At 72.8% G+C, this 24,115-nt stretch carries 24 protein-coding genes; 10 read left to right on the top strand and 14 right to left on the bottom strand.

From position 1 onward, the window contains the following. Positions 1 to 69 precede the first annotated feature (69 nt). Positions 70 to 1,308, bottom strand: a complete 1,239-nt coding sequence (locus tag ACTMS2_RS22060; protein ID WP_441177079.1) for an ROK family protein — start codon at positions 1,306 to 1,308, stop codon at positions 70 to 72. A gap of 75 nt (positions 1,309 to 1,383) precedes the next feature. Between ACTMS2_RS22060 and xylA the strand changes: the two genes are divergently transcribed. The 4 genes from xylA (at position 1,384) to ACTMS2_RS22040 (ending at position 6,666) form a co-directional block, all read left to right on the top strand. Beyond that, on the top strand, positions 1,384 to 2,571 hold the full coding sequence (gene xylA / locus ACTMS2_RS22055; RefSeq protein ID WP_441177078.1) for a xylose isomerase: 1,188 nt from the start codon (positions 1,384 to 1,386) through the stop codon (positions 2,569 to 2,571). Between the two features lie 12 nt (positions 2,572 to 2,583). Next, entirely contained in the window at positions 2,584 to 4,035 is a 1,452-nt protein-coding gene (gene xylB / locus ACTMS2_RS22050) for a xylulokinase (RefSeq protein ID WP_441177077.1), read from the top strand. A gap of 40 nt (positions 4,036 to 4,075) precedes the next feature. Continuing rightward, a complete protein-coding gene (locus tag ACTMS2_RS22045; protein ID WP_441177076.1) occupies positions 4,076 to 5,179 on the top strand; it encodes a DUF5925 domain-containing protein in 1,104 nt (367 codons plus the stop codon). Positions 5,180 to 5,241: 62 nt separating this feature from the next. Continuing rightward, on the top strand, positions 5,242 to 6,666 hold the full coding sequence (locus ACTMS2_RS22040) for an MFS transporter (protein WP_441177075.1): 1,425 nt from the start codon (positions 5,242 to 5,244) through the stop codon (positions 6,664 to 6,666). Between the two features lie 79 nt (positions 6,667 to 6,745). On the opposite strand, the gene ACTMS2_RS22035 is transcribed toward ACTMS2_RS22040, so the two are convergent. The 5 genes from ACTMS2_RS22035 to ACTMS2_RS22015 form a co-directional block, all read right to left on the bottom strand. Continuing rightward, positions 6,746 to 8,422, bottom strand: a complete 1,677-nt coding sequence (locus tag ACTMS2_RS22035; protein ID WP_441177119.1) for a glycoside hydrolase family 13 protein — start codon at positions 8,420 to 8,422, stop codon at positions 6,746 to 6,748. Between the two features lie 60 nt (positions 8,423 to 8,482). Further along, complete coding sequence (locus ACTMS2_RS22030; protein WP_441177074.1) at positions 8,483 to 9,529, bottom strand: LacI family DNA-binding transcriptional regulator; 1,047 nt, start codon at positions 9,527 to 9,529, stop codon at positions 8,483 to 8,485. Positions 9,530 to 9,588: 59 nt separating this feature from the next. Further along, on the bottom strand, positions 9,589 to 10,557 hold the full coding sequence (locus ACTMS2_RS22025) for a carbohydrate ABC transporter permease (protein WP_441177073.1): 969 nt from the start codon (positions 10,555 to 10,557) through the stop codon (positions 9,589 to 9,591). A gap of 1 nt (position 10,558) precedes the next feature. Further along, complete coding sequence (locus tag ACTMS2_RS22020; RefSeq protein ID WP_441177072.1) at positions 10,559 to 11,608, bottom strand: carbohydrate ABC transporter permease; 1,050 nt, start codon at positions 11,606 to 11,608, stop codon at positions 10,559 to 10,561. A 68-nt stretch (positions 11,609 to 11,676) separates the two neighbouring features. Continuing rightward, positions 11,677 to 13,017 carry an ABC transporter substrate-binding protein gene (locus ACTMS2_RS22015; RefSeq protein WP_441177071.1) on the bottom strand — a complete coding sequence of 447 codons (1,341 nt, stop codon included), beginning with the start codon at positions 13,015 to 13,017 and terminating at the stop codon, positions 11,677 to 11,679. Positions 13,018 to 13,264: 247 nt separating this feature from the next. On the opposite strand from ACTMS2_RS22015, the gene ACTMS2_RS22010 reads away from it, so the two are divergent. Further along, a complete protein-coding gene (locus tag ACTMS2_RS22010; RefSeq protein WP_441177070.1) occupies positions 13,265 to 14,038 on the top strand; it encodes a peptidoglycan DD-metalloendopeptidase family protein in 774 nt (257 codons plus the stop codon). Between the two features lie 55 nt (positions 14,039 to 14,093). On the opposite strand, the gene ACTMS2_RS22005 is transcribed toward ACTMS2_RS22010, so the two are convergent. The 5 genes from ACTMS2_RS22005 to ACTMS2_RS21985 form a co-directional block, all read right to left on the bottom strand. After that, entirely contained in the window at positions 14,094 to 14,588 is a 495-nt protein-coding gene (locus ACTMS2_RS22005; protein WP_441177069.1) for a TspO/MBR family protein, read from the bottom strand. Positions 14,589 to 14,746: 158 nt separating this feature from the next. Continuing rightward, positions 14,747 to 14,890, bottom strand: a complete 144-nt coding sequence (locus tag ACTMS2_RS22000; protein ID WP_165947907.1) for a GPGG-motif small membrane protein — start codon at positions 14,888 to 14,890, stop codon at positions 14,747 to 14,749. Next, positions 14,881 to 15,657, bottom strand: coding sequence for a metallophosphoesterase family protein (locus ACTMS2_RS21995; protein WP_441177068.1), 777 nt, complete (start codon positions 15,655 to 15,657; stop codon positions 14,881 to 14,883). Before ACTMS2_RS21995 ends, ACTMS2_RS22000 begins: the two co-directional genes overlap by 10 nt. 9 nt (positions 15,658 to 15,666) lie before the next feature. Beyond that, positions 15,667 to 15,942, bottom strand: coding sequence for a hypothetical protein (locus ACTMS2_RS21990; protein ID WP_088998725.1), 276 nt, complete (start codon positions 15,940 to 15,942; stop codon positions 15,667 to 15,669). Then, on the bottom strand, positions 15,939 to 16,577 hold the full coding sequence (locus ACTMS2_RS21985) for a nucleotidyltransferase (RefSeq protein ID WP_121400101.1): 639 nt from the start codon (positions 16,575 to 16,577) through the stop codon (positions 15,939 to 15,941). Before ACTMS2_RS21985 ends, ACTMS2_RS21990 begins: the two co-directional genes overlap by 4 nt. 102 nt (positions 16,578 to 16,679) lie before the next feature. Between ACTMS2_RS21985 and ACTMS2_RS21980 the strand changes: the two genes are divergently transcribed. The 4 genes from ACTMS2_RS21980 to ACTMS2_RS21965 all read left to right on the top strand — a co-directional run bounded on the left by ACTMS2_RS21980 (position 16,680) and on the right by ACTMS2_RS21965 (position 21,238). Further along, positions 16,680 to 17,441 (top strand): dTMP kinase, encoded by a 762-nt coding sequence (locus ACTMS2_RS21980; protein WP_441177067.1) that lies wholly within the window; start codon positions 16,680 to 16,682, stop codon positions 17,439 to 17,441. A gap of 476 nt (positions 17,442 to 17,917) precedes the next feature. Next, a complete protein-coding gene (locus tag ACTMS2_RS21975) occupies positions 17,918 to 18,832 on the top strand; it encodes a MurR/RpiR family transcriptional regulator (protein WP_101412493.1) in 915 nt (304 codons plus the stop codon). Next, positions 18,829 to 19,785, top strand: coding sequence for an N-acetylmuramic acid 6-phosphate etherase (gene murQ / locus ACTMS2_RS21970; protein WP_363899386.1), 957 nt, complete (start codon positions 18,829 to 18,831; stop codon positions 19,783 to 19,785). The genes ACTMS2_RS21975 and murQ overlap by 4 nt, the downstream gene beginning before the upstream one ends. Positions 19,786 to 20,248: 463 nt before the next feature. Further along, positions 20,249 to 21,238, top strand: a complete 990-nt coding sequence (locus tag ACTMS2_RS21965; protein ID WP_250100525.1) for a sigma-70 family RNA polymerase sigma factor — start codon at positions 20,249 to 20,251, stop codon at positions 21,236 to 21,238. 73 nt (positions 21,239 to 21,311) lie between these two features. Here the strand turns inward: ACTMS2_RS21965 and ACTMS2_RS21960 are convergent, their stop codons facing one another. Then, positions 21,312 to 22,286: an NlpC/P60 family protein gene (locus ACTMS2_RS21960; RefSeq protein ID WP_441177066.1), complete on the bottom strand. Its 975-nt coding sequence runs from the start codon at positions 22,284 to 22,286 to the stop codon at positions 21,312 to 21,314. A gap of 543 nt (positions 22,287 to 22,829) precedes the next feature. On the opposite strand from ACTMS2_RS21960, the gene ACTMS2_RS21955 reads away from it, so the two are divergent. Next, positions 22,830 to 23,312 (top strand): DUF6232 family protein, encoded by a 483-nt coding sequence (locus ACTMS2_RS21955; protein WP_357723709.1) that lies wholly within the window; start codon positions 22,830 to 22,832, stop codon positions 23,310 to 23,312. 6 nt (positions 23,313 to 23,318) lie between these two features. On the opposite strand, the gene ACTMS2_RS21950 is transcribed toward ACTMS2_RS21955, so the two are convergent. Together ACTMS2_RS21950 and ACTMS2_RS21945 are read right to left on the bottom strand one after the other, a co-directional pair. After that, positions 23,319 to 23,648 (bottom strand): DUF3817 domain-containing protein, encoded by a 330-nt coding sequence (locus tag ACTMS2_RS21950; RefSeq protein ID WP_088998732.1) that lies wholly within the window; start codon positions 23,646 to 23,648, stop codon positions 23,319 to 23,321. Positions 23,649 to 23,674: 26 nt separating this feature from the next. Next, on the bottom strand, positions 23,675 to 24,091 hold the full coding sequence (locus tag ACTMS2_RS21945) for a hypothetical protein (protein ID WP_441177065.1): 417 nt from the start codon (positions 24,089 to 24,091) through the stop codon (positions 23,675 to 23,677). Between the last annotated feature and the right edge of the window lie 24 nt (positions 24,092 to 24,115).

Raw genomic sequence — 24,115 nt, 5'->3', positions numbered from 1 at the left:
CGGATGTGGTTCGTTGCCTCGGGGCAAGCGTACCGAGGCGAAGCCGCGCCGCCATCGGAGGAACGGGACTCAGGTCGGGCGGGCCAGCCAGCCGGCCGGTCGGGCCAGGATCCGGCGGACCACCGAACCGGCCCCGCCGACGGCCGCGGCGGCGGCGCCGAGGGCCGCCGGGCGGACGGTGACGGGGGACCAGGCCGCGGTGAGCACCCGCCGGGAGATCTCGGCGAGCACCGGCGGGCGCAGCCACGGCGCCAGCGGGGCGTATCCGCCGCCGAGCACCACGGTGTCCAGGTCCAGCAGGTTCACCACGCCGGCGACGGCGACGCCCAGGGCGGTCCCGGCCCCGGCCAGGGCCCGCAGCGCCGCGGGGTCGCCGGCCCCGGCCAGCTCGGCCAGCCGGGTCGTCGCGGTGTCCGCCGGCAGGTCCGCGCCGGCGAGGCCGGCCGCCGCGAGGATGGCCTCCTGACCGGTGTACGTCTCCAGGCAGCCCCGGCTGCCGCACCGGCAGGGCGGGCCGTCGGGCCGGATCGGGAGGTGACCGATCTCGCCGCTCCAGCCGCGCGCACCCCGGTAGAGGGCACCGTCGAGCACGATCCCGGCGCCGATGCCGACCTCGCCGGAGACGTGCAGGAAGCTGGGCCGGCCGGCCGGACCGGCGTGCAGTTCACCCAGCGCGGCGAGGTTGGCCTCGTTGTCGACCACCAGCGGCGGCACGCCGTCGACGTGCGCGGTCAGCGGCGGCCCCTTCCCGAGCAGTGCCGGTACGGGCACGTCGCGCCAGCCGAGGTTCGGCGCGAGGCGGACCAGGCCGGCGTCGTCGACCAGGCCCGGCACCGCGAGGGCCGCGCCGGCCAGGGTCAGCCCCTCGCGGGTGGCGTCGGCGCGGGCGTGCGCGGCCAGGTCCGTGAGCCGGGCGAGCGCGTCGGCGGGGGAGAGGGGCCGCAGGTCGGCGCGGCGCACGGTGTGGTGGCGGACCCGGCCGGCGAGGTCCACCACGCAGGCGGCCAGGTAGTCGACGTTGATCTCCAGGCCGAGCCCGGCCGGCCCGTCGGTGGCGAGCACCAGGCCCCTCGACGGCCGGCCCGCGCCGGTGCGCGGTGTCGGCTCCGCCTCGGCGACCAGCCGGCCGGCGAGCAGGTCCTCCACGACGGCCGAGACCGTGGCCCGGGTGAGGCCGGTGCCGGCGGCCAGCTCGGCCCGGGAGGGCGGGCGGTCGGCGGCGGCGATCCGGCCGAGCACCACGGCGAGGTTCCACTCGCGCAGGCTGCCCTGGCGTACGGGCCCGGGCGGGGCGTCGGGTCGGGTCACCCCTTGACACTGCCACAGGCCGGCCAAATAATTCAACCACTGAACAAATAGCGGACGACACCCCGGAGGTCTGCCATGGCACCCCGTCCCACTCCCGCCGACAAGTTCTCCTTCGGCCTCTGGACGGTGGGCTGGCAGGGCCGCGACCCGTTCGGCGACGCCAGCCGGCCCGAGCTGGACGCGGTCGAGGCGGTGCACCGGCTCGCCGAGCTGGGCGCGTACGGGATCACGCTCCACGACGACGACCTGATCCCCTTCGGCGCGGACGCCGCCACCCGCGACCAGCACGTGGCCCGCTTCCGCAAGGCGCTCGACGAGACCGGCCTGGTGGTCCCGATGGTGACCACCAACCTCTTCACCCACCCCGTCTTCAAGGACGGCGGCTTCACCAGCAACGACCGCGACGTGCGGCGCTACGCGCTGCGCAAGGTGCTGCGCAACGTCGACCTCGCCGCGGAGCTGGGCGCCCGCACCTTCGTGATGTGGGGCGGCCGGGAGGGCGCCGAGTACGACCTCGCCAAGGACGTGCGCGCCGCCCTGGACCGCTACCGCGAGGCCGTCGACGTGCTCTGCCAGTACGTCGTCGACTCCGGCTACGACCTGCGCTTCGCCCTCGAACCCAAGCCCAACGAGCCGCGCGGCGACATCCTCCTGCCCACCGTCGGGCACGCCCTGGCCTTCATCTCCACCCTGGCCCGCCCCGAGCTGGTCGGGCTCAACCCGGAGGTGGGGCACGAGCAGATGGCCGGCCTGAACTTCGCCCACGGCATCGCCCAGGCGCTCTGGCAGGGCAAGCTGTTCCACATCGACCTCAACGGCCAGCGCGGCGTCAAGTACGACCAGGACCTCGTCTTCGGCCACGGCGACCTGCTGAACGCGTTCGCCCTCGTCGACCTGCTGGAGCACGGCGGCCCCGGCGGCGGGCCCGCGTACGACGGTCCCCGGCACTTCGACTACAAGCCCTCGCGCACCGAGGACCTGACCGGCGTCTGGGCGTCGGCGGAGGCGAACATGCGCACCTACCTGCTGCTCAAGGAGCGGGCGGCGGCGTTCCGGGCCGACCCGGAGGTCGCCGAGGCGCTGGCCGCCAGCCGGGTCGCCGACCTGGGCACGCCGACGCTGGCGCCGGGGGAGGGCTACGCCGACCTGCTCGCCGACCGGTCCGCGTTCGAGGAGTTCGACGTCGACGCGGCCGCCGCGAAGGGCTTCGGCTTCGTCCGGCTCAACCAGCTCGCCGTCGAGCACCTGCTCGGCGCCCGCTGAGGGCCGCCGGCGATGCCGATCGTCGCGGGGGTCGACTCCTCGACCCAGTCCTGCAAGGTCGTCGTCCGGGACGCGGAGACCGGCGCGCTGCTGCGGCAGGGCCGGGCGCCGCACCCGGACGGCACCGAGGTCGACCCGGCGGCGTGGTGGTCCGCGCTGGGCGCGGCGGTCGACGCCGCCGGCGGGCTGGCCGACGTGGCGGCGGTCTCCGTCGCCGGCCAGCAGCACGGCATGGTCTGCCTCGACGAGGCGGGCGACGTGGTCCGGCCGGCGCTGCTGTGGAACGACACGCGTTCCGCCGGGGCCGCCGCCGAACTGGTCGAGGAGGCCGGCGGCGGGGAGGTGGGCCGCCGGTTCTGGGCGGACGCGGTGGGCAGCGTGCCGGTGGCGAGCTTCACCGCCACGAAGCTGCGCTGGCTGGCACGGCACGAGCCGGAGCGCGCCGCCCGGGTGGCGGCGGTCTGCCTGCCGCACGACTGGCTGACCTGGCGGCTGTCCGGCGCGCCCGACCTGGCGGCGCTGCGCACCGACCGGGGCGACGCCAGCGGCACCGGCTACTGGTCCCCGGGCACCGGCGACTACCGGCTCGACCTGCTGGAGCGGGCGTTCGGCCGGCGGCCGCACGTGCCGGCGGTGCTCGGCCCGGCGGAGCCGGCCGGCCACGTACGCCCCGACGTCCTGCCGGGGCTGCCCGCCGGTGGGGCGGTGCTCGGCCCCGGCACCGGGGACAACGCCGCCGCAGCGCTCGGCGTCGGCGCGGGCCCGGGCGACGTGGTCCTCTCGATCGGCACCTCCGGCACCGTGTTCAGCGTCGCCGACGCCCCGGCCGCCGACCCGAGCGGCACGGTCGCCGGCTTCGCCGACGCCACCGGCCGCTTCCTGCCCCTGGTCTGCACGCTCAACGCGGCCCGGGTGCTCGACGCCGCTGCCGCCATGCTCCGGGTCGACCTGGACGAGCTGGCCGGGCTGGCGCTCGCCGCCCCCGCTGGCGCGGACGGGCTGGTCATGGTGCCCTACCTGGAGGGCGAGCGGACGCCCGACCGGCCGCTGGCGTCCGGTGCCCTGCACGGGCTGACCCTGCGCACCTCGACGGCGGCCCACCTGGCGCGCGCCGCCGTCGAGGGGCTGCTCTGCGCCCTCGCCGACGGGCTCGACGCGCTCACCGCCCAGGGCGCCACGGTCCGCCGGGTGATCCTCGTGGGCGGCGGAGCCCGGTCGGTGGCCGTGCGCCGGATCGCCCCGCAGGTCCTCGGGGTGCCGGTGGTCGTCCCGCCGCCCGGCGAGTACGTCGCCGACGGCGCCGCCCGCCAGGCCGCCTGGGTCGCCCTGGGCGGCGCGGCGCCCCCCGCGTGGTCCGTCGCGGGCACCGAGGAGTACGCGGACGCCCCCGTCCCCGCCGTCCGGGAGCGGTACGCCGCCGCCCGCGAACACTTCCTCGACCGGGTCGACGCCGTGGCGGGGTAAACGACTGTACGGGCGCGCGCCGGCTCGCGATCATCGACGGATGCGGACCACCCCCGAAACGGACGCGGCACCCGGCACCGGCATCCCCTCGATGCTCCAGTACGACGACGCGGACACCCCCTGCGACGTCATCGACGCACTGGTCCTGGCGGACTTCGTCACCGGCCGGCACCCGTGGTCGCACACCGTCCGGCTCTCCCGGGTGCGCCCCGACGCGCCGCTGACGGCCCCCGACGGGCGGCTGCTGCGCACGGCGGTCGAGAACCGGCAGCGGTCCCGGCTGCTGGCCGGCGACGGCTGGACGGCCCGGGTGGTCACCTGGAAGGGGCGCGGCGCCGAGGTGACGGTCACGGCGGTGTCCGAGGAGGTGGGCCGGTCGGCCCTCGACCGGATCGTCGACGGCGCCGCCGAGCCGGAGGACCCGGGCGCCGGCCGGATCGGCTTCTGGCACCAGAACCCCCGCCGGGGCAGCCAGCGCGACGTCCGGTCCATCGCCGCGCCGGACTGGGCGGCGATCCGGCCGAACTACACCGCGGCGGCCCGCGAGGCGCTCGACGCGCTGATGGCGACCACCCCGGAGCGCCTCTCCGGCCGGCTGGTGCTGCTGCACGGGGCACCGGGGACGGGAAAGACCACCGCGCTGCGCGCCCTCGCCCGGCAGTGGCGCGACTGGTGCCAGGTCGACGCCGTACTCGACCCGGACGTGCTCTTCGCGGACACGGCGTACCTGTCCGAGGTGGCGGTCGGGGACGAGGACGGCGAGCAGGGCACGGGCCGCCGGTGGCGGCTGCTCATCCTGGAGGACTGCGACGAGCTGATCCGGGGCGAGGCGAAGCAGGCCGCCGGGCAGGCCCTGTCCCGGCTGCTGAACCTCACCGACGGGCTGCTCGGGCAGGGGCGCGACGTGCTCGTCGCGATCACCACGAACGAGGACCTGTCCCGGCTGCATCCGGCGGTGGTCCGCCCGGGGCGCTGCCTGGCCCGTATCGAGGTGGGCCCGCTGTCGTACGAGGAGGCGGCCGGTTGGCTGGGCACCTCGGCGCAGGTGCCGTCGCGGGGCGCCACCCTCGCCGAGTTGTACGCGCTGCGCGCGGGCACGCCGGTCGCGCCCGCCGCCCCGCCCGCGATCGGCGGCTATCTCTGAGCGCTGCGGCGCGCCCGCGCGTCGTCACCCGCTCGTGACCTGATCCTGGTTGGCTGCCGAACATGACCTTGACCAGGGGTGGGCCGGCGCGGGCCCGGGGCGGCACGTCGGCGCACCGGTTCTACAGCGTCGTGGTCTTCGTGCTGCTCGCCTCGCTGGACAACGTGGCGATCGGCCTGGTCCCCCCGCTGTACGGGCCCATCTCCGCCGCCTTCGACGTACCGCAGCGGCTGCTCGGCCTGGTCACCGCCGTGAGCTTCCTGGCCAGCGCCGTGGCCGCCGTCGGCTGGGCGTACGTCGGCGATCGCGCGAACCGCAAGCCGCTGCTGATGGTCGGCACCCTCATCTGGGCGCTCGGCACGGGCGGCAGCGCGCTCGCGGCGAACTATCCGGCCTTCCTGGCGGCGCAGATCCTGGCGGCGGTCGGCCTGGGCGCGGTCGGGTCGGTCGGGTTCTCGGTCGTCACCGACCTGATCTCGCCCCGCCGCCGGGGGCTGGTGATGAGCTTCTGGGGGCTGTCCCAGGGCGTCGGCACGCTCGCCGGCACGCTGGTCGGCGGGCTGCTCGGGGCCGCCGACTGGCGGCGGCCGTTCCTGCTGCTGACGGTGGTCGGCGTCGCGGCGACCGTCGCCTACCTGTTCACCTACGACATCCGGCGCGGGCAGAGCGAGCCGGAACTGGCCGACGCGCTGGCCACCGGCGCCGAGTACGACTACCGGATCAGCCGGGCGGACCTGCCGAGGATCCTGAGCCGGCGGACGAACCGCTGGCTGGTCCTCCAGGGCCTCACCGCGCAGGCGGCGTTCGGGTCGCTGGTCTGGCTGCCGGTGCTCTTCGCCGAGCGGGCCGAGGACCAGGGCTACTCCGCCGCCACCGCCGTGGTCGTGGGCAGCGTCTTCGCCACCCTGTTCCAGCTCGGCGGGGTGCTCTCCATCGTGGGCGGGCTGGTGGGCGACGCGCTGCAACGGCGTACGCCCCGGGGTCGGGCGCTGGTCGCCGCGGTGGGCATCCTCGCGGCGCTGCCGTTCTACCTGGCGCTCTTCTTCGTGCCGATCCGCATCGACGTGCCCGACGGCGCCGGCACCGGAGCGGTGGTCCGGGCGGTGCTGGGCAGCGTGGTCACCGAGCCGACGGTCGGGCTGAGCCTGCTGACCGCCGTGGTGGCCCTGGCCCTCACCTCGGCCAACTCGCCGAACTGGTTCGCCCTGATCGCCGACGTCAACCCGCCCGAGCACCGGGGCACCGTCTACAGCCTGGGCAACCTGGTCAACGGCGTCGGCCGGGCGGCCGGCAACGGGCTGGTCGGGGTGGCCTTCCACGGGCTGCGGGCGGCCTTCCCGCCGCCGCTGAACTACGCCGTCGGGCTGGCGGCCTTCCAGCTCTTCTTCATCCCGACGGGCGTCATGTACTGGCTGGCCTCGCGGACCTCGCCGGACGACATCGCCGCCGTCCGCGACCTGCTGCACGAGCGCGCCGAGCGCCTGTAGGCGTACGGGCCGGCCCGACCGGGGCACGGGGAGGGTCCCCCGGGCAGCGTGCGGCGCTGCCCGGGGGGCCCCTGTCGCGTCAGGCCGGGCGGACCCAGACCGTCACGTCGGTCCCGACGGCGCCGTCGTCGTCCAGCGGGGCGCTGGCGTGCACCAGCTCGGACCCGGCGGGCAGCGGCACGGGGGCGTCACCGAAGTTGGTCAGCACGGTCAGCCCACCGTTGCGGAACGAGAGCACCTCGTCGCCGGAGGCGAGCCACTCCAGCGGGCCCTCGCCGAGCCGGTGCTCGCGGCGCAACCGCAGCGCCGTGCGGTACAGCTCGTACGTCGAGCCGGGCGTGTCCCGCTGCCGGTCCAGGGCGTACTCCGCCCAGCTCGACGGCTGCGGCAGCCAGCTCGCGTCGGTCGGCCCGAAGCCGTACGACGGTGCGTCGGCCTCCCACGGGATCGGCACCCGGCAGCCGTCCCGGCCCCGCTCGGTGTGGCCGCTGCGCGCCCAGGTCGGGTCCTGCCGGGCCTCGTCGGGCATCGTGGTGTGCTCCGGCAGGCCCAGCTCCTCGCCCTGGTAGAGGTAGGCCGAGCCGGGCAGGGCGAGCATCAGCAGGGTGGCTGCCCGGGCCCGGCGCAAACCGAGCGCGGCGTCGGGCTGCGGGTCGCCGGCGCCGATGCCGTTGGGCCGCTTGACGCCGATCGGCAGCCCCAGTCGCGAGGCGTGCCGCACCACGTCGTGGTTGGAGAGCACCCAGGTGGTCGGGGCGCCGACGGCGTCGGTGGCCTCCAGCGAGCGGGTGATGACCGCGTACTGGGCCGGCGCGGTCCAGGAGGCGAGCAGGTACTCGAAGTTGAACGCCTGGTGCATCTCGTCGGGGCGGACGTAGCGGGCCAGCCGCTCGGCCGGCTCCACCCACGCCTCGGCGACGAGGATCCGCTCGTCCGGGTAGCCGTCCAGCAGGCGCCGCCACTCCCGGTAGATCTCGTGCACGCCGTCCTGGTCCCACATCGGTGGGCGCGGCTTGTCGACCTCCTGGCCGGAGAGGATCTCCTGCGGCTCCTGCCAGTCGGCGAGGTCGGCCTGCTTGATCAGGCCGTGCGCCACGTCGACGCGGAAGCCGTCGACACCCCGGTCCAGCCAGAACCGCAGCACGTCCAGGAACTCCTCCCGCACCTGCGGGTTGTCCCAGTTGAGGTCGGGCTGGCCGGCGTCGAACAGGTGCAGGTACCACTGGCCGGGGCTGCCGTCGGCCTCGGTGACGCGGGTCCAGGCCGGCCCGCCGAAGACGCTCTGCCAGTCGTTGGGCGGCTGTGCGCCGTCCGGGCCGCGGCCGTCGCGGAAGACGTAGCGGTCGCGCTCCGGGCTGCCGGGGGCGGCGGCGAGCGCGGCGGCGAACCACCGGTGTGCCGACGAGGTGTGGTTGGGCACCAGGTCGACGATGACCCGCAGGCCCCGCGAGTGCGCCCCGCCGATCAGCCGGTCGGCGTCGGCGAGGGTGCCGAAGAGCGGGTCCACGTCCCGGTAGTCGGCCACGTCGTACCCGGCGTCGGCCTGCGGCGACGGGTAGAACGGCGACAGCCAGAGCGCGTCCACGCCCAGCTCCACGAAGTGGTCCAGGCGGGCGGTGATGCCGGGCAGGTCACCGATGCCGTCGCCGTCGGAGTCGGCGAAGGAGCGCGGGTAGACCTGGTAGATGGTGGCCCTGGTCCACCAACCGGTGGCGGGGCCGGCGGGCGTGTCCTGGTGCGTCGGGTTGCTGTTCAGGGCCTTCTCCCGTGTGTCGAGCCGGACGGTCGGGCGCTGCCGGGCGGCGGCGGTTTCCCGTTAGTGTGCCCGGGGTGCCGCCGTCGATTCACGCACGATCAGGCGAGTGGGCAGGATCACCGGCTCCCCGGGCGTGTCGAGGTAGGGGCCGCCCCACGAAGACCGGGCGCCGCCGTGCAGCGGGTCGAGCAGGATCCGCGCCGCGAGGCGACCCTGTTCCGCTGCGGGCTGGGCGATCGTGCTGAGCCCGAGGACGCTGGCCAGGTCGTGGTCGTCGACGCCGATCACGCTGACGTCCTGCGGCACCCGCAGGCCGGCGTCGCGTAGCGCGGTCATCGCCCCCATCGCCATCTCGTCGCACGCCGCGAAGATCGCCGTGGGCGGGTCGCCGCGCCGCAGCAGTTCCTCGGTGGCCCGCGTACCGCCGTTGATGGTGAACTGCGACTCGACGTCGAGGCAGGGGTCCGGGTCGATGCCGGCGTCGGCGAGCGCCTCCCGGTAGCCGCGCCGCCGGTCGAGGTGGGTGGTGTAGGCCAGCTCGTCGTCGGGATCGCCGGAGATGTGCGCGATCCTGCGGTGGCCGAGGTCGAGCAGGTGCCGGGTGGCGGTGCGCGCGACGCCCACGTCGTCGATGCGTACGCAGGGCCAGCCGGGCACCACCGTGCCGGAGCTGATGGTCACCCCGGGCAGCTTCAGCTTCGTCAGGGCGGTCAGGTCGGCGGGTCGCAGCGGCGTGGCGACCAGCATGATCGCGTCGACGCGCTTGTGCAGGTTGGCGGTGCGCAGCACCCGCTGGCGCACCTGCTCGCGCCCGCCGAGGTTGTAGAGCAGCAGGTCGTAGCCCGCCTGCTGGAGGAGGTCCTCGACCGCCTCCACGACGGTGCCGAAGAACCACCGGGTGATGCGGGGGACCACGACGGCGACGGTGCCGGTGCGTCCGCCGGCCAGCCGCGAGGCGCTCGGCGAGACGGCGTACTCCAGTTGCTCGGCCGCCGCGAGCACCCGGCGCCGGGTCGCGGCCGAGACCGTCGGCAACCCCCGCAGCGCCCGGGACACGGTGGCGGTGGAGACCCCGGCCAGGCGTGCGACATCGTCGATCTTCGTCACGTACCCCCCGCTCCGCCAAGCTCCGCCGCCGCCGGGTCACCGGCGGCGGCGGAGACGCCTCAGCCCTTGACGCTGCCGGCGAGCAGGCCGCGCACGAAGTAGCGCTGGAGGGACAGGAAGACGATCAGCGGTACGACGATCGAGACGAACGCGCCGGCGGTGAGCCGCTGCCACTCGTTGCCCCTGGTGCCGGCCATCTCGGCCAGCCGGACGGTGAGCGGGGCGGTCTCGTTGCCGCCACCGGCGAAGATCAGCGCGACCAGCAGGTCGTTCCAGACCCAGAGGAACTGGAAGATGCCGAACGCGGCCAGCGCCGGGGTGATCAGCGGCAGCACGATGCTGCGGAAGATCTTCGGGTGGGTGGCCCCGTCGACCCGGGCGGCCTCCATCAGGTCACCCGGGAGCTGCGAGATGAAGTTGTGCAGCAGGAAGACGGCGAACGGCAGCGCGAAGCAGGTGTGCGCGAACCACACCTGCGCGAACTTCTGTTCGTCGACCAGGTCCCAGGCCGGCATGACGGTGACGCCGGCGATGGTGACGCCGGTGGAGAAGAACTTCAGCAGCGGCACCAGGGCCATCTGAAGCGGCACGATCTGCAACGCGAAGATCGCGATGTACATCCAGTCCCGCCCCCGGAAGTTGATCCAGGCGAGCGCGTACGCGGCCAGGGCCGCGAAGGCGAGCGGGAAGAGCACCGACGGGATGGTGATCGCCAGCGAGTTGATGAAGTAGCTGGCGAGCTGCCCGGACGACGAGGAGCGGCCGAACAGCACCTCCTGGTAGTTCTCCAGGGTGAACGACGGGCTGGTGAAGAAGGTCCACCACCCGCTGGACTTGATCTCGTCCTCCGGCCGCACCGAGGAGATGAAGAGGCCGAAGGTGGGGATGGTCCAGAGCACCGCGATGACGATCGAGACGATGGTCGCGGTACGGCTGTTCAGCCGCTTGCGGACCCGTCCGGCGGCGCTGGTGCCCCGGCCGTCGGTCTTCTGGGTGCCGGCGGCGACGGTGGGCGTTGCGGTGGTCATCTCAGCCCTCCCGCTGCTGACGGAGGTTGCGGATCTGGTAGATCACGATCGGGATCACCAGGACGAACAGGAAGACCGCCAGGGCCGAGCCCTGCCCGTTCTGGCCGTACCGGAACGCCTGGTTGTACATCTCGTTGGCGATCACGCTGGTGTCGTAGTTGCCGTTCGTGCCGGTCCGGACGATGTCGAAGACCTTGAGGGTGGCGATCGACAGCGTCACCACGACCACGATCAGCGCCGGCCGGATGCTCGGCATGGTGATCTGCCAGAACATCTGCCAGGGGGTGACCCCGTCGAGGCGGGCCGCCTCCACGATGTCGGCCGGGATCGCCTTGATCGCGGCGGAGAGCACCACCATCGCGAAACCGGCCTGGATCCAGACCATGATCACGATCAGCAGCAGGGTGTTCAGCGGTGAGTCCAGCAGCCACTGCTTCGGCTCGCCGCCGAGGCTGACCACGATCTGGTTCAGCAGGCCGATCTGCTCCTGCCCGTCGCCCCGGTAGGCGTAGACGAACTTCCAGATGATGCTCGCGCCGACGAAGGAGATCGCCATCGGCAGGAAGATCAGTGACTTGGCCACCGCCTCGAAGCGGGCCTTGTCCACCATCACGGCGTAGAGCAGACCGAACGAGGTGGCCACCAGCGGCACGAGGAGCACCCAGATCAGGGTGTTGATCAACACCCTGACGATGGAGTCCTCGGAGAACATCCAGCCGTAGTTGCGCAGCCCGACCCAGTCGTTGCTGTTCGCGTCCATGAACGACAGCATCACGGTGCGGATGGCCGGGACCACCAGCCCGATGGTGAGCAGCAGCAGCGTCGGCAGCAGGAAGAAGAGCGCGAACATGCCCTCGCGCGGCTTGCGCCGGCGGGGGAGCGGGGCGCCGCTCGCGGAGGCGGCAAGGATCTGCTCCTCCCGGCGGCGGGCGAACCAGGCCGGCACCACGTCGAGGAGCAGGAGCAGACCGCCCACCACCGCGACGAAAGCGATCAGCCCGTACATCAGCATGAGGAACTTCGGCTGTTCCTCAGCGAAGTCGAACTCCATCGACCCTCCCAGGTCTCTGATCAGCCGGTGGGCCGGCCCGCGTACGCGGACCGGCCCACCGGTTCAGATCACTTCCAGCTGCCCTCGATGCCGTCGAGGACCGTCTTGGTGTCCTTGCCGTTGACCCACTCGACCATGCCCTTCCAGAACGTCCCGGAGCCGACGGCCGCCGGCATCAGGTCCGAGCCGTCGAAGCGGAAGACGGTGGACTTGTCCTGGAGGATCTGGACGGAGAGCTTGTCGATCGGGTTGGCGACGTTGGCCAGGTCGAGCTTGTTGTTGGCCGACACCCAGTCGCCGATCTTGGCGCGGCTGTTGGCGTACTCACCGGACGCGAGGTAGGTCTGCACGGCCTGGACCTCGGGGCGGTCGTTGAAGGCCGCGACGAACTCGCCGCCACCCAGCACCGGCTTGCCCTTGCTGGCGTCGATCGCCGGGAAGTAGAAGGCGAAGACGTCGCCGTCCTCGGCCACCTTGGTGCCCTTCGGCCACTGGTTGGCGTAGAAGGACGCCTGGCGGTGCAGCGCGCACTTGCCCGTGGTGATCGGCACGCCGGCCTCCTGGAAGGAGGTGGTGGCGATGCTCTTCACGCCGCCGAAGCCGCCGTTGACGTACTTCTCGTTCTTGAGGATGGTGCCGGCCTTGTCGAGGGCCTCGGCGACCTTCGGGTCGTTGAACGGGATGCCGTGGCTCGTCCACTGGTCGTAGACCTCGGGGGTCTGCGTCCGCAGCATCAGGTCCTCGATCCAGTCGGTGGCCGGCCAGCCGGTGGCCTCACCCGACTCGATGCCGACGCACCACGGCTTGGTGCCGGTGCCCGCGATCTGGTCGCTGAGCTTGATCAGCTCGTCCCAGCTGGTCGGGACCGTCCAGCCCTTCTCCTTGAAGGTCTTCGGCGAGTACCACACGAAGGACTTCACGTTGGAGCCGAGCGGGGCGCCGTAGAACTGGCCGTTGACGGTGCTGTACTTCAGCCAGTCGGCCGGGTAGTTCTCCTCGGCCATCTTCTTGGTGTCGGCGCCGACCGGCTTGAGCTTGCCCGAGTCGACGAAGCGCTTGAGCAGGCCCGGCTGCGGGATGAACGCCAGGTCGGGGGCGTTGCCGCCGTCGACCCGGACGTTGAGCTGGGCCTCGAACTCGCCACTGCCCTCGTGGTCGATCTCGATGCCGGTGCAGTCCTCGAACTGCTTCCAGGACTCCGCGAGGCGGTCGGCCTCGATGTCCCGGATCGACGAGTAGATCGTGACCTTCTTACCGTCGTTGTCGCCGTACTTCTCGTATGCGGCGCACTCCGCGGAGCCCGCGGTGTCGCTCTTCTTGTCGTCGCCGGTGCCGCAGGCCGTGGCGCTCAGCGCCAGCCCCAGTACGCCGGCGATCGCGAAAGCCTGGCGTGATCTGGCAAACGCCATGCCGTTCTCCTTCCTTGCCGGCGCGTCAGGGATCGAACCCGCGCCGGTCCGATGGGCGTCACCACATGTAAGCGCTTGCATCTGGCCTGGTCCACCCCTAACCGGACACGAGGAAGTAACAATCCGGAAACCCGTAGTCCCCCTGGTGGGCGCGCTCCCACACGGGAATTCGACCCCTTTCCATCGATGTCATTTTCTGACACGCTTGAGCCATCCGATCGAAGGATTTCGACATAGGAGGTGTTGGATGGGCAAGCGGTGGTTGGGCCTGCTGGCGGCCGGTCTGCTGGCGGTGGGCGCGCTGATTCCGGCGGCCCCGGCGATGGCCGCCCCCACGTTCAAGGTGCCGTTCCCGTGCGGGCAGTCCTGGTCCGGCCAGACCCGGACCAACCACAGCCCGGCGTATTCGCTGGACTTCAATCGCACGGACGACCTCGGCGACCCGGTGGTGGCGAGCGCCCCGGGCACCGTCGACCGGGTCACCGATCTGGGCGGCACCAGCTACGGAAAGTACGTCCGGATCAACCACGGCGGCGGCTACAGCACCTACTACGCCCACCTCAACGGCTTCAACGTCTCCGTGGGGCAGACCGTCGGCTACGGCAAGGTGATCGGCTGGGTCGGCAGCACCGGCGGCTCCACCGGCCCGCACCTGCACTACGAGCAGCGGCTCAACGGCGCCGACATCCAGGTGCGGTTCAACGGCGCGCTCGCCCTCTACTGGGGCACGAAGACCTACACCAGCGACAACGGCTGCGGCAGTAGCTCCGGCTCCGGCACGGTCAACACCAGCGGCACGCCGCTGACCGTCCGCTCCGGCCCGGGCACCGGCTACGCCGCGGTGGGCACCGTCGCGGACGGCGCCAAGGTGACCATCCACTGCCAGACCAGCGGCACCAGCGTCACCGGCACCTACGGCACCAGCACGATCTGGGACCGGATCGGCTCCGGCCGCTTCATCGCCGACGCGTACGTATACACGGGCCACGACGGGTACATCCCCGGCGTGCCCCGCTGCTGAGCGGGCGACGGGGCCCCGGCTGCGCGCCGGGGCCCCGTGCCGTCGTCGGGTCGGCTCAGCTGTTCAGGCGCCAGATGGCGAAGTTCAGCGCGGCGGCGAAGGTGACCCAGGCCCAGTAGGGGAGCATCAGCAGCGTCGCCGGCCGGGACACCCGGCGGAAGAGCGCCACCGTCACGCCGATGGCCACCCACATCAGCAGGATCTCGACGAACGCCAGCCCGTAGCGGCCGGCGCCGAAGAAGAGCGGGGTCCAGATCGCGTTCAGCACCAACTGGGTGATCCACGCCCAGAGGGCCGGGCCGAAGCCGACCCGTCGCCAGACCAGCCAGCCGGCCACCGCGATCATCGCGTAGAGCAGGCTCCAGACCGGCCCGAAGAGCCAGGACGGGGGAGCCCAGGCGGGCTGTTCGAGGCCCGCGTACTCGGTCGAGGTGCCCTGCACGCCGAGCCCGCCGATCGCCGCGGCGACGAACACCGCCGCCCCGAAGCCGAGCAGTGCCCACCACTGCCGGGCGCCGCCCGTCCGTTCAGCGCTCCGAGACGTCTCCATGGCCGAGATATCTCCGCAAAGTGAGGGCGGTAAACCCGCCGTCACCCTCCGGACGGCACGACACCGGGGTCGTCATGGCCGGAGGCTCCTGTCGGGAGGACGGAGTTCCGGGCACGACGACCCCGGTGGGTCCTGAACGGCGGCCTGTAGCCGCCTCGTCAATTGAAGATGCTCACACCACCCGGCCCGACGAGCAGGCCGACCACGATGAGGACGACGCCCCACAGGATCTGCCGCCGGAACAGCGCGAGGATGCCGGCGACCACGAGTACGACTGCGAGAATCCAGAGAATCAGCTCCATGTTTGCTGAATACCCGAGCCGCCGACGCCGGAAACCTGTGTCTGATCGAGGTGGTCACCCAGGTGGAAGACGCTGTACGCCTGCTTGATCACGGGGTGCGCGACGTTGCGGACGCGTACCCCGCCGGGCGTGGTGCCCCGCTCGGTGCCGGCGTGCGCGTGCCCGTGCAGGGCCAGCGCGGTCGGCGCCGAGTCGATCGCCTGCCCGAGCTGGTACGAGCCCAGGAACGGATAGATCTCCAGCGGCTCACCGGCCAGCGTGTCCGGCACCGGCGAATAGTGGGTCAGCGCCACCAGCACGTCGCAGTCCAGCCCCCGCAGCGCGGCGGACAGGGCGTCCGCGCTCTGGGTGGTGGTCCGGACGAAGGCCTTCATCTCCGGTTCGCCGAAGTCGCTGGCGCAGCGGCCGGCGAACCCGCCGCCGAATCCCTTCACCCCGGCCACGCCCAGCCGGCCGCCGGCGCAGTCGAGCACGACGCCGTCGCCCTCCAGCACGGTGATCCCGGCGTCCTCGAGCACCTTGACCACCTGCGGTACCTGGTCGCACTGGTGGTCGTGGTTGCCGAGCACCGTCACCACCGGCACGCCGAGCCCGCCGAACTCGGTGGCGACGCAGCGGGCCTCCGCCTCGGTGCCGTGCCGCGTCAGGTCGCCGGCGAGCAACAGCACGTCTGCGTGCTCATGCAGCTCGTCCAGTGCCGGCCGGAACCGGCCGACGACGTCCTCGTCCAGATGCACGTCGCCCACGGCGGCGATCCGGATCACCATGGAACCTCCTCAGGGCAGTTGCTCGATCTCCGTGGGCGCCTGCGCGCGGATCACCCCGATGTCACTGGTGATCGGCACGTCCGGGAAGCGTTCGGCGACCCGGCGCAGGATCTCCTCCCGACGGTGCGGGCTCTCGACCTCGCCGTAGAGCATCAGGCCGCGCTCCCGGCGGACCACGGTGATCCCCTGTTCGGCCACGTCCGGGTCCTCGGTGAGCAGGCGGTGGACCTCGGCCTCGACGTACTCGTCGGGCGGTCCGGTGGCGACGTCGCGGTGCTCGGTCACGGTGTCCCCTCTCCCTCGCCGGTGCCGGAGTGCGGCACCACCTCCAGCCGGTCCAACAGCACCAGGAACGCCTCCGCGTACGGCGAGTGCTGCGTCTCCTTGCGTACCCGTTCCCAGTCGATCTGCTCCCGCAGCGAACGGGCCAGCGGCAGACCCCGGGCGAAGTCGCAGTAGTGCTGCGAGAAGCTCAGCAGTTTGTGCACCATGAGCTGGGTGGCCGAGAGCACCGGCATGTGGATCGCGTCGACGGGTCGTACGACCGTGTCGGCGAACGTCTCCTCGGTGACCGGGGTCTCGATCGGCCGGTGGATCAGGTCCACCATGCGGCCGTCGTCGAAGACCTTGACCAGCCAGTCCTCGGGCGGCCGCTCGGCGGTGAAGCCCGCCGCGACCAGCGCCTCCAGGGAGCGCTCCACGTCGACCTCGCGGATCAGGAAGTCGACGTCGTGCTCGCTGGAGTGACCGCCGTGGGCGTACACCGCGAAGCTGCCCCCGAGCGCGAAGGGAATCTCTTCCTGCTTGAGCACGGCGGCGACCTTCTTCAGCGTGTGCACCAGGCTCTCGTCCCCGCGCTCTGCCATTGGCGTCTCCCGTCGATGGTGGTGGGCGGCTGATCCAACTCCGGTACCCGGCATCCCGGCGGGCCACACCTGGCAGGCGGCGCGGTCGGGGTCAACCGGGAGGACACAGCACAAAACTCCCGGGTACGCGAGCGCGGGTCGGATAGCCTGTGGAGAGTGTCCAGATCACCGGAGGCGCGGCGCGGCAGGGCCCGATTGCGCGCCGTCGCCCTGATCGGCATCGACGGCTCGGGCAAGACCACCCAGGCGCACCGGCTCGCCGACGCGCTGACCGCGGCGGGCCGCCCCGCCACCTACCACCGCAACGCCGGCGGGCGACGCTGGCTGGGGCGCCTCGCGCACCGCCTCGGCCGCCCCGACGCCCAGCGGCTCGTGGGGCGCAACGGCATGTTGGCGGTGGAGTCCGTGCTCCGCTGGCTGGCGATCGCCGTCGCCCTGCTCAGTTGCCTGGCCACCGGCCGGGTCGCGGTCATGGACCGCTACTCCGCCTGCCAGTACGCGAGCATCAGGGCGCACGGGGGGCAGCGCTGGGAGCGGCTGGCCCGGGCCGGCTACCGGATGTTCCCGCGACCGCAGGTGACCTTCCTGCTGACCGTCGATCCCGCCGAGGCGTACCGGCGGATCGAGCAGCGTGGCACCGACCACGAGAGCATGCGCTACCTGACCGCCGCGGACACCGCCTACCGGACGCTGCCGGAGTACCCCACCTTCGTGGTGGTCGACGCCGGGCGCCCGCCGGAGGAGGTCTCCCGGCAGATCCAGGCATACATGGCGGGTTGGCTGGCGTCCGCCGACGACCGCGACGACCGGCCGGCCGAGGGGCGCGACGGCTGGCCGGCCGGCAGTGGGAGTCGACCTGCCGTCGTGCCCGTCCCGCCGGGGGCGGAACCGGTCGCGATCGCCCGGCTGACCGTCTGAACCGGCGCGGGCGCGGCGGGAGGGTCTGAACGGGCGCGGGCGGCGGGACGGCTCTGAACCGGCCCGCAGGCGCGGCGGGACGCCTGAACGCGCCGCAGGCGCGGTGGGAGACGGCTCTGAGCCGGCCGCGCGGCGGGACGGGCCTGAGCCGGCCGCGATCGGCGGTGGCGTGGCCCGAGTCGGTCGCGACCGACCGGTCGACCGTCCGGGCCGGCCGCGGACGGTGTGTGGGCGGCGGCTGCCCGACGGGTCCCGTCGGGTGCCCGGGGCATCGCGCACGGCCGGGAGGTGGCATGGTCTGCACCAGGAGAGGGAGGATCGGTGGGCCGGCAGCCCTCGCGTGGGTCGCGCCGGGAGGGGCCACCGTTCGTGGGAATGGCACCGACGGGCAAAACGGCACGTCCGGGCGGGCGGTACTTTTCCCAATACGCCCAGTCATGGTTGACGCTCACGCCTCGTGAAAGTAAGTTTCATCCGTGGCGAAGAGTCCGAAGATTTCTGCGAGTCACGAGCCGGGTGGGCTGATCGTCCACATCAGCGGCCTGCTCCCCTCGTTGTCGCCGGCCGAGCAGCGGGTCGCCCGGCTGGTGGTCTCCGACCCGGCCGACGCCGCGCGTCGGACGATCACCGACCTCGCCACCGCCGCGGAGACATCCGAGGCGACCGTCATCCGCTTCTGCCGGTCGGTCGGCATGGACGGCTACCCGCAGCTGCGGATCCGGCTCGCCGCCGAGGCCGCCCGCCGGGTCGAGCCGCCGGACGCCCGGGTCGTCGGCGGCGACATTCCGCCCGGTGCCGACCTCGCCCAGATCATCGCGACCATCGCCTTCAACGACGCGCGGGCCGTCGAGGAGACGGCCGAGCAGCTCGACCCGGCGATCTGCGAGCAGGTCGTCGACGCCATCGCGGGGGCCAGCCGGATCGACGTCTACGGGGCGGGCGCCAGCGGGTTCGTCGCCTCGGACTTCCAGCAGAAGCTGCACCGCATCGGCCGCACCGCCTTCTACTTCCCCGACGTGCACACCGCGCTGACGTCGGCCGCGTTGCTCGGGCGCGGCGACGTCGCCGTCGGCATCTCGCACACCGGCACCACCTCGGACGTGATCGAGGTGCTGGAGCAGGCGCGGGCCCGGGGAGCCTCCACGGTGGCGCTCACCAACTTCCCCCGGTCGCCGATCACCGAGGTGGCCGACTTCGTGCTCACCACGGCCGCCCGCGAGACGACCTACCGCTCCGGTGCGATGGCGAGCCGGCTGGCCCAGCTCACCGTCGTCGACTGCCTCTTCGTCGGGGTGGCCGCGCGCAACCGGTCCCGGGCCAGGAAGGCCCTCGAAGCGACAGCCGAGGCGGTCCGGTCACACCGGATCGGCCCGGGACGGAGGCGGGCATGACGGCGGGCGCGGTGGAACCCCACGAGGTGACGGCTCCGATGGCGGCCCGGCCGGTGATCCGGGTCGGCGCGCCGACCGAGCGGCGCAACCCGCTCAGCGCGGACCTCGACCTCATGTCGACCCGCGACGTGCTCACGGTGATCAACGAGGCGGACCGGCGGGTGCCAGGCGCCGTCGCGGCCGTCCTCGACGAGATCGCCGCGACCGTCGACCTGGCGGTGACCGCCCTGCGCGGCGGGCACCGGGTGCACTACTTCGGCGCCGGCACCTCCGGGCGGCTCGGCGTGCTCGACGCCGCCGAACTCGCGCCCACCTTCAACTCGCCCCGGCACTGGTTCTGCGCGCACATCGCCGGCGGGCCGGAGGCCATGTGGCGGGCGGTGGAGGACGCCGAGGACGACGACCGGGGCGGCGCGGCCGAGGCCGCCGACTGCGTACGGTCGGGGGACCTCGTGGTCGGACTCGCCGCCAGCGGACGCACACCGTACGTCCTGGGGGCGCTCGCCGCGGCGAGCGCCAAGGGGGCCTCGACCGTGCTGCTCTGCGCCAACCCGGAGGCGGAGGCCGCCCGGTCGGTGGACGTCTTCATCGGGGTGGACACCGGGCCGGAGGTCGTCACCGGGTCGACCCGGATGAAGGCGGGCACCGCGCAGAAGCTGGTGCTGAACACGTTCTCCACAGCCGTGATGGTCCGACTGGGCCGGGTCTACTCGAACCTCATGATCGACATGGTCGCCACCAACGCCAAGCTGCGGGGCCGGATGATCTCGATCCTGATCGAGGCCACCGGCTGCTCGGAGGAGATCTGCCGGCGGGCCCTCGTCGAGGCCGACGGCGACATGAAGGTGGCGCTGGTCTCGCTCGTCTCCGGGGTGGAGGTGTCCGCCGCGCGGGCCGCCCTGGCCCGCTCCGCCGACCAGGTCCGCAGCGCCCTGGCCCTGCTCGCCTCCTGATCCGCCCCCGTCCCGCCGCCCGTCCTGCCCCGCCCCGCCGCCCGCCCGGCCCTTCCTGCGATCCCCGTCACGCGGGGGCATGCGATGGCGCGGCGGATTGTTCACCGGGGGGTGGGGTATTACCACGGGCGTGGATGAACCGAGCCGTCCACCGCTGCGTGTCTGGCAGTGACCAGGATCGCAGCGCGACGGTGACCCGGGTCGCTGTGCCTCCGACCGGGCGGTGCTGCCATGGATCGGGAGACGGCGACACGTCGATCCGCCGCCCCTGGTGTGGTGCCCGCCGGAGAGCCGCCACATGGGGTGCTGACAGCAAACATGGACCGCGCTCTCAGCGGATTATCAGGCATTCGTGACAGTTTCGACTCACGACATGGAATCCCCGACACGTCTCAACTGTTGTGTAGGTGTCAGCACCGGTGGGCACAGCGGAAGTTACGGGGGAGGGCTGATGGACGTGGGGATGGCAAGGAACCGGGCAACCGGCGCGAGCGAGGGGACCGTGGGCAACGTGGACAAGAACATCGGCATGCGAACCGACGAGGTTGCCGAGGAGCGCGACCTGGTCGGCGTCTACCTTCACGAGATCTCCCGGACGCCACTGCTGGACGCCGCCAAGGAGGTCGACCTCTCCAAGGCGATCGAGGCCGGCCTCTACGCCGAGCACCTGCTCGGTGAGGACCGCGTCCCCGCCGGTGTCGACCGGGACGACCTGGAACGCCTGGTCGCCGAGGGCGAGCGGGCCAAGGACCTGTTCATCCGGGCCAACCTGCGGCTGGTCGTGTCGATCGCCCGCCGCTACGTCCGCTCGGGCATGCCCATGCTGGACCTGATCCAGGAGGGCAACACCGGCCTCGTGCGGGCGGTCGAGAAGTTCGACTACGTGCGCGGCTACAAGTTCTCCACCTACGCGACCTGGTGGATCCGCCAGGCGATCAGCCGGGCGATCGCCCAGCAGGAGCGCACCGTGCGCCTGCCGGTGCACCTGGTCGAGGACGTCAACCGGATGCGCAACGTTGCCCGCCAGCTCACCCGTGAGCTGGGCAGCGACCCGGAGCCGGAGCAGATCGCGACGGCCCTCGGGGTCACCGTCGAGCGGGTCAACGAGCTGGTCCGCTGGTCGCAGGACACCGTCTCGCTGGACACCCCGGTGGGCGACGACGGCGACACCAACCTCGGTGACCTGGTCGCCGACAGCGACGCGCCGTCGCCGGAGGAGATCGTCCTCACCGGGCTGGAGCGGCAGCGGATCGAGGGCCTGCTCAACCACCTCGACGACCGTTCGGCCGGCATCATGCGGGCCCGCTACGGGCTCGAGGACGGCCGGGAGCACTCCCTTACCGAGGTGGCCTCGCGGTTCTCGCTCTCCCGGGAGCGGATCCGTCAGCTGGAGATCCAGGCGCTCGGCCGGCTCCGCGAGCTGGCCAGGGCCGAGGGGCTCCAGGCGGCCTGAGCAGGGTAGGAACAACGGCGAACGGCCGGCGTCCGATAGGGGGACGCCGGCCGTTCGCCGTACTCGGGCCAGGTCAGCGGACCCGGCCGTAGCCCTGGATGGGCATCAGGTTCATGCCCCGTTTGAGCACGTTGCGACCGGCGCTCGGCGCGTCGATGACCTGGCCGCCGCCGACGTACAGGCCCACGTGCCCGAGCCCGCTGTAGAAGACGAGGTCGCCGGGGCGCAGCTCGCTGCGGCTGATGTGGGTCACCGCGCCCCACTGCATCCGGGTGTTGTGCGGCAGCGACTTGCCGGCCGCCCGCCAGGCCGCCGAGGTCAACCCCGAGCAGTCGTAGCCGTTCGGCCCGTCGGCGCCCCAGACGTACGGCTTGCCGAGCGCGCCGTACGCGTACCGCACCGCGGTGCCGGCCCGGCCGGAGACCGCCGGGGCCTGCTTCGCGCTGTCGGGCCGGGCGGCCGGCTTCTCGGTGGCCCGCCCGTACGCCTGCCGGCGCAGCTCGTAGAGCTCGGCCAGGTCGCGTTCGATCCGCTTCTTCGCGGCGGTCATCTCGCGGGCCTGCGCCGCCTGCCGGCCCAGTGTGACCTCCAGCCGGGTCTTCTCGTCGAGCAGCCGGCGCTGGTTGCCGGTGAAGTTCGTGATCTTCGCCTGCCGCTGCCGGGTGAGCTGGTCCAGCATGTCGAGCCGGTCCAGCAGGGTGTCGGCGCCGCCGGGCCGCAGCAGCGCGTCGGCGGTGGTCAGGTTGCTGCCGGTCTTGTACGCGGTCACCGCCATCTCGCCGACGTCGGCCCGGCTCCGCTCGGTCTCCTGCTCCAGCGGACCGATGCGGCTCTGCACCCGCGCCACGGCGGCCTGGTTGGCCTTGATCTCCTCGCGGAGCTTGTTGTACGCCTCGACGACGTGTTCGAGCTTCGTGGAGGAGTTCTCGATCCGCCGGGTCAGCTCGGCGGGGGACGGTTCGGCCCGGGCGGGTACCGCCGGTGCGAGCAGCGTGGCCGACACCACGGCGACCGCCAGGGCGCGCAGCGTGTTCCTGAGGGACGACAAGAGCGGAAGGCTCCTCTCCCACCGGCCGCCGCGGGCTGCTGAGGTCCCCGACGACACCGGGCCGGTGCTGTCCGGGTGGACGGCGATCGACCGGGCCGGCCCGGACAACCTATCCCGGGGCGGGAGTGATGCGCAGTTGAAGCTGGGTCGAATGTTCGCGGAGTGACGGAAATTGTTGATCACCGAGGACACGTAGAGTGATCAACTTTTCCCGGCTCGGCGCGGGGCGCCGCGGCTATTGCCGGCGTTGGGACGATATGCGCCATTCGTCGTTCTCGACGCATGCCGCCGGGCGCTGGTCCGTTATGGCCGACAAGACCGACACGGTGGCCGGAAGCGACGGGACGCGGGGCCGCCCGCCCCGGACGCGAGCCGAAATCGCCGTCGGGGCTGGCACGTGCGCCACACAATGAAGCGCGCAGCCGGGAATCCCGCCGACCGGCACCGACGCGAGACCCGTCGACGGGAGCCGACCCGGCACCAGCCGTGGGAGGTAGAACCGTGAACCCTCAAGGCGCCACCCGACAGCCGCAGTCACCGCCGGTGACCGCAGCGAAGAACACCCTCCTCTACGCCCGACCCGGGATCATCGTCACGGTCGACCGGTTCACCGTCGGCCGCAACAGCTGGCAGGTCACCGAGCTGACCCACCTGCACACCGGCCGCGGCCCGCACGACCGCGTCGCGGTGCGGGCCGTCGTCGTCACCGGCGCCATGATCGGCGGCGTCGGCCTGCTGCTCGGCTTCACCGGCGGGCTGCAACGGCTCACCGCGGGGGCGTACCTCGTGCTGGGCCTGGTGTTCCTGCTGCCGGTGCTGGTCGCGCTGGTGGGGGACCGGTGGCGACCGCCCGCGTACGAGCTGTGGGGGCGGCGCCGGGGCGAGCGGGTGCTGCTGTTCAGCAGCGACGACGAGCGGCAGTTCGGCCAGGTCTCCCGGGCCCTGCGCCGGGCCCGGGAGATCAACCGCTACGGCGGCTGGGAGGACCCGCTCGCCTCGGTCGACCCGTGGCGGCCCAACCGGTGACCGGCGTCAGCCGGCGACCGGCTCCGGCGTGCGCCCGGTCTCTTCCGCGGTCACCCAGGAGCTGACCCGGCGCTCGGCGAAGAAGGAGACGAACGGCACCGTGCCGGCCAGCATGACCAGGACCATCCGCTTCAGCGGCCAGCCGGCCCGGCGGGACAGGTCGAAGGCGGCCACCAGGTAGAGCATGTAGAGGAAGCCGTGGGCCTGGCCCACGGTCTCCACCAGGATCGGTTCGTCGAAGGCGTACTTCATCGGCATGCCGATCACGACCAGCAGGATCAGCGCCACGCCGACGATCCAGGCGATGACTCGGTACCGGGTCAGGGCTGCGCCCACCGTCGTCCGTCCTTTCGCGTCCGGCCTCAGCCGGGGTAGTCACCGGGCTTGGCGCCCGGGTTGTCGTTCAGCCATTGCAGGTAGTGGTTGTAGGCGGCCAGGTCGCCGTCCTCGCCGCCGTCGGCAGCCGCGGACACGCGGGCGACCCGGACGGGCCGGCGTACGACCGGGCGCGTCGCGGCGGCCTGCGGGGCGTCGGCGGGCACCTCCCCGGGGCCGTCGGCCGGCGCCGTGGGCCCACGCAGCGTGTGCCGGACCTCACGCCACCAGACGAAGACCACGAAGCCCGCGAAGATCGGCCACTCGACCGCGTAGCCCCAGCTGATCGCGTTGCCGGCGGCGGCCCGGCTGACCTGCCACCAGCCCAGCGCCAGGAAGCCGGTGACCAGCACGACCATGGCCACGTGGCGCGCGATCCACGCCGGGGTCCAGAGCCGTCTCATGGCATCGAGGGTACCGGGGGCGGC

Origin of the sequence: Micromonospora sp. SD12 (assembly GCF_052068495.1) — a bacterium.
Lineage (GTDB): Bacteria > Actinomycetota > Actinomycetes > Mycobacteriales > Micromonosporaceae > Micromonospora > Micromonospora echinofusca.
Note: the sequence above shows the minus strand (reverse complement) of the source record. Positions and strands in the feature narration are given on the sequence as shown.

Bases quoted from the DNA above. Each gene is read 5' to 3' on its own strand.
- xylA (WP_441177078.1), top strand. From the start codon at position 1,384: ATGGCACCCCGTCCCACTCCCGCCGACAAGTTCTCCTTCGGCCTCTGG.
- xylB (WP_441177077.1), top strand. From the start codon at position 2,584: ATGCCGATCGTCGCGGGGGTCGACTCCTCGACCCAGTCCTGCAAGGTC.
- ACTMS2_RS22045 (WP_441177076.1), top strand. From the start codon at position 4,076: ATGCGGACCACCCCCGAAACGGACGCGGCACCCGGCACCGGCATCCCC.
- ACTMS2_RS22040 (WP_441177075.1), top strand. From the start codon at position 5,242: ATGACCTTGACCAGGGGTGGGCCGGCGCGGGCCCGGGGCGGCACGTCG.
- ACTMS2_RS22025 (WP_441177073.1), bottom strand. From the start codon at position 10,557: ATGACCACCGCAACGCCCACCGTCGCCGCCGGCACCCAGAAGACCGAC.
- ACTMS2_RS22020 (WP_441177072.1), bottom strand. From the start codon at position 11,608: ATGGAGTTCGACTTCGCTGAGGAACAGCCGAAGTTCCTCATGCTGATG.
- ACTMS2_RS22015 (WP_441177071.1), bottom strand. From the start codon at position 13,017: ATGGCGTTTGCCAGATCACGCCAGGCTTTCGCGATCGCCGGCGTACTG.
- ACTMS2_RS22010 (WP_441177070.1), top strand. From the start codon at position 13,265: ATGGGCAAGCGGTGGTTGGGCCTGCTGGCGGCCGGTCTGCTGGCGGTG.
- ACTMS2_RS22005 (WP_441177069.1), bottom strand. From the start codon at position 14,588: ATGGAGACGTCTCGGAGCGCTGAACGGACGGGCGGCGCCCGGCAGTGG.
- ACTMS2_RS22000 (WP_165947907.1), bottom strand. From the start codon at position 14,890: ATGGAGCTGATTCTCTGGATTCTCGCAGTCGTACTCGTGGTCGCCGGC.
- ACTMS2_RS21995 (WP_441177068.1), bottom strand. From the start codon at position 15,657: ATGGTGATCCGGATCGCCGCCGTGGGCGACGTGCATCTGGACGAGGAC.
- ACTMS2_RS21985 (WP_121400101.1), bottom strand. From the start codon at position 16,577: ATGCCGGGTACCGGAGTTGGATCAGCCGCCCACCACCATCGACGGGAG.
- murQ (WP_363899386.1), top strand. From the start codon at position 18,829: ATGACGGCGGGCGCGGTGGAACCCCACGAGGTGACGGCTCCGATGGCG.
- ACTMS2_RS21965 (WP_250100525.1), top strand. From the start codon at position 20,249: ATGGCAAGGAACCGGGCAACCGGCGCGAGCGAGGGGACCGTGGGCAAC.
- ACTMS2_RS21945 (WP_441177065.1), bottom strand. From the start codon at position 24,091: ATGAGACGGCTCTGGACCCCGGCGTGGATCGCGCGCCACGTGGCCATG.